Origin of the sequence: Streptomyces sp. NPDC045431 (assembly GCF_040646655.1) — a bacterium.
Taxonomy (GTDB): Bacteria; Actinomycetota; Actinomycetes; order Streptomycetales; family Streptomycetaceae; genus Streptomyces.
Genome location: NZ_JBEZAQ010000043.1, coordinates 1 through 4,185, shown reverse-complemented (window position 1 = coordinate 4,185; position 4,185 = coordinate 1). Strand labels below are relative to the sequence as shown.

General features: G+C 72.6%; 1 protein-coding gene. It reads left to right on the top strand.

The annotated features are described in order from the left end of the window. Positions 1-4,185 (top strand): SDR family NAD(P)-dependent oxidoreductase (locus AB0A69_RS33765; RefSeq protein WP_361429933.1); only part of this gene is annotated, 4,185 nt, incomplete at both ends.

Genomic DNA, 4,185 nt, shown 5'->3' with positions numbered 1-4,185 from the left:
CGGCGAAGACGTCTACGCCGAAGTCACCCTCCCCGACCACGCCCACACCGACGCCACCCACTTCACCCTCCACCCCGCCCTCCTCGACGCCGCGATGCACGCGGATCTGCTCGACCCGCAGGGCGAAGCCCACGGCGACACCCTCCTGCCGTTCTCCTGGAACGGCGTGACCGTCCACGCGACGGGTGCCACCTCGCTGCGCGTGCTGCTGCGCCGGGTGCGCGGCGACGAGCTGTCGGCGATGTGGGTGGCCGACACGGCCGGCCGGCCGGTGGCCACGGTGGAACAGCTGGTGTCCCGCCCCGTCTCCACCGAGCAGTTGAAGGCGTCCCGGAGTGTGCAGGGCGATTCCCTGTTCAGGGTGGCCTGGCAGGGTCTGCCGCTTCCGCAGACGACGAGCACCGTGGCCCGAATCGCCGGGCCGGTGGACCTCGACGTCGCAGTGCCGGAGTTCGCCGATCTCGCCGCGCTGGCAGCGGCGGTGGACGCGGGGCGGCCGATGCCGGACGTGGTGCTGTACCCGGTTGCGCCGGCGGTCTCGGACACGGTCCCCCAGGCCACCCGGGAGGTGTCCCTCGCGGTTCTGGAAGCGGTGCGGACCTGGCTGGCCGACGACCGGTTCGGCGGGTCACGGCTCGTCTTCGTCACCCGTTACGCGGTGGCCTCGCGCCTGGAGGACACCCTGGACCTCTCCCAGGCGCCGGTATGGGGTCTGGGACGTGCCGCCGAGGCGGAGAATCCGGGACGCTTCGCGCTCCTGGACACCGACGGGTCGGTGGAGTCGCTCGCCGCCCTGCCCACGGCCGCGGCCTCCGGAGAGCCGGAGTCCGCCGTCCACGGTGGTCGCTTCGCGGTACCGCGTCTGGTCCGCTCGACCGGTACGGGTGCGAGCCCGTGGGGTCCGGAGGGCACCGTCCTGATCACCGGCGGCACCGGTGGCCTCGGCGCACTCGTCGCCCGCCACCTGGTCACCGAACACGGCGTACGCCACCTCCTCCTCACCAGCCGCCGCGGCCCCGACGCCCCCGGCGCCACCCAACTCCACGACGAACTCACCGCCGCCGGCGCCACCGTCACCCTCGCCGCCTGCGACGTCGCAGACCGACAGGCCCTCACCACCCTCCTCGACACCATCCCCACAACCCACCCCCTCACCGGCATCGTCCACACCGCCGGCACCATCGACAGCGGGCTGGTGGAAACGCTGACGCCGGAGCAGTTCGACACCGTCCTGGCCCCCAAGGTCGACGCCGCCTGGCACCTCCACCAGTACACCGCCGAACGCGGCGTCGACCTCACCGCCTTCGTCCTGTTCTCCTCCGCCGGCGGCCAGGTGCTCGCCGCCGGACAGGCCAACTACGCCGCCGCCAACACCTTCCTCGACGCCCTCGCCCACCACCGCCGCGCCGCAGGACTGCCCGCGACGGCGCTCGCGTACGGCATGTGGGCGATGGACACGGGCCTCGGACCGGTCGTCGAAGCCGACCTCGATCGGATGAAGCGGCTCGGAATGCCCGCGCTCGACGTGGCGGAGGGCCTCGAACTGTTCGACGCGGCACTCGCCACCGGCACCCACCAGGTGACCGCGCTGCGCGTCGACCGGGCGGCACTGCGCTCCCGCACCGACGAAACGCCGGCGCTGCTGCGCGGCCTCGTCCGCGGCCCGGCGCGCCATGCGGCCGACCGGTCGGCCGCCGCCACCTCCACGGCCGGCGCACTGCAGCAGCGGCTCGCGGGCCTCTCCGAGGCCGAGCAGGACCGTGCGCTGCTGGAGCTGGTGCGTACTGAGGTGGCCGCCGTGCTCGGGCACAGTGGCATCGATTCGGTGGGTGCCGACCGGGCGTTCAAGGAGCTGGGCTTCGACTCGCTCGCCGCGGTCGAGCTGCGCAACGCGCTCAACGCCGCCACCGGTCTGAAACTGCCCGCCACCTTGGTCTTCGACCATCCCAACTGCCGTGCCGTGGTCGCCCTGATCAAGGAGAAGTCCGGCAGTACGCCCGCGGCGACGACGGTCCCCGTGCCGTCCGCGACGCCCTCCGCTCAGGCCGTCGACGACGACCCGATCGCCATCGTCGGCATCAGCTGCCGCTTCCCCGGCGGGGTCACCTCCGCGGAGGAACTGTGGAACCTGGTGTCCGAGGGCCGCGATGCGGTCTCCGGCTTCCCTGACAACCGCGGCTGGGACGCCCAGGGCCTCTACGACCCCGAGCCCGGAACCCCGGGCCGGACGTACACCGTCAACGGCGGATTCCTGCACGACGCCGCCGAGTTCGACCCCGAGTTCTTCGGCATCATGCCGCGCGAGGCGCTGGCCATGGACCCGCAGCAGCGGCTTCTCCTCCAGAGCTCGTGGGAGGCCATAGAACGGGCCGGCATCGACCCGACGAGCCTGCGCGGCACCCAGACCGGCGTGTACGTCGGCGTGATGTACCACGAGTACGGCACCCGTCCGGGCACCGTGCCGGACGACCTCTCTCCCTACCTGGGCAACGGCAGCGCCGGCAGCATCGCCTCCGGCCGGGTCGCCTACACGCTCGGTCTGGAGGGCCCGGCGGTCACCGTGGACACCGCTTGCTCCTCCTCCCTGGTCGCCCTGCACATGGCCGTGCAGGCGCTGCGCCAGGGGGAGGTCACGATGGCGCTCGCGGGCGGCGTGACCGTGATGCCGACACCGGACATCTTCGTCGACTTCAGTCAGCAGCGCGGGCTCGCTCCCGACGGCCGTTGCAAGGCGTTCGCCGGCGCGGCCGACGGCACCGGCTGGTCCGAGGGTGTCGGTCTGCTGCTGGTGGAGCGGCTGTCCGACGCCCGGGCCAAGGGCCACCCGGTCCTCGCGGTGGTCAAGGGCTCGGCGATCAATCAGGACGGCGCGAGCAACGGCCTCACCGCCCCCAACGGCCCCTCCCAGCAGCGCGTCATCCAACGTGCGCTGGCGGTGGCGGGGCTTTCCACGGCCGACGTCGACCTCGTCGAGGGCCACGGTACGGGTACGACGCTGGGTGACCCGATCGAGGCGCAGGCGCTGCTGGCAACGTACGGGCAGGGGCGCCCCGAGGACCGGCCGTTGTGGCTCGGCTCCATCAAGTCGAACATCGGGCACGCCCAGGCGGCGTCCGGCGTGAGCGGCGTGATCAAGGCGGTCATGGCGCTCCGCGAAGGCGTCATACCGAAGACGCTGCACGTGGACGAGCCGAGCCCCAAGGTCGACTGGACCGCCGGGAACGTCCGACTGGTGACCGAAGCCCGTCCGTGGCCAGAGACCGACCGACCGCGCCGCGCCGCCGTCTCCTCCTTCGGTCTCAGCGGCACCAACGCGCACCTCATCCTGGAGGAGGCTCCCGCACCCGTCGTCGAGCAGCGGGCCGCCGAGCCGGACATCCCCTCCGAGGGCATGTCGCCCACCGCCCTGCTCCTGTCGTCCCACACCTCCCACAACCTGCCCGCCCAGGCCGAACGCCTGAAGGCGCTCCTCGAAGCCGATCCAGAGCTCGACCTCGTCGGCACCGCCTATTCCTCGGCGACATCGCGTGCGGCGCTCGAGCACCGCGCCGCAGTCGTCGCCACGGACCGCGTGGCGGCCCTGCGCGGCCTGGCCGCGTTGGTGGAGGGCGTGCCGGCACCGGGCGTCGTGAGCGGCACGGCCCGTGCCGATGGTGTGACGGCGTTCTTGTTCGGTGGGCAGGGTGCGCAGCGGCTGGGAATGGGCCGGGGGCTGTACGAGGCGTTCCCGGTGTTCGCGGAGGCCTTCGACGCGGTTGTGGCCGAGGTCGGTCTGCCGCTGCAGGACGTGATGTGGGGCCGGGACGCGGAGCGTCTGGACCGCACCGAATTTGCTCAGCCTGCGCTGTTCGCGATCGAGGTGGCGTTGTTCCGGCTGCTGGAGTCGTGGGGTGTGCGTCCCGACTACCTGGCGGGGCATTCGATCGGTGAGTTCGCGGCGGCTCATGTGGCCGGGGTGCTGTCGCTGGCGGATGCGGCGCGGTTGGTTGTGGCGCGGGGCCGGCTGATGCAGGCGCTGCCGCAGGGCGGGGCGATGGTGGCCGTGCAGGCGGCCGAGGACGAGGTCCGCCCGCTGCTGACGGAGAGCGTGGGTATCGCCGCGGTCAACGGCCCGCAGGCCGTCGTCGTCTCCGGCATGCAGGCCGAGGTTTTGGCCATCAAGGAGCGTTTCGAGGCGGAGGGTCG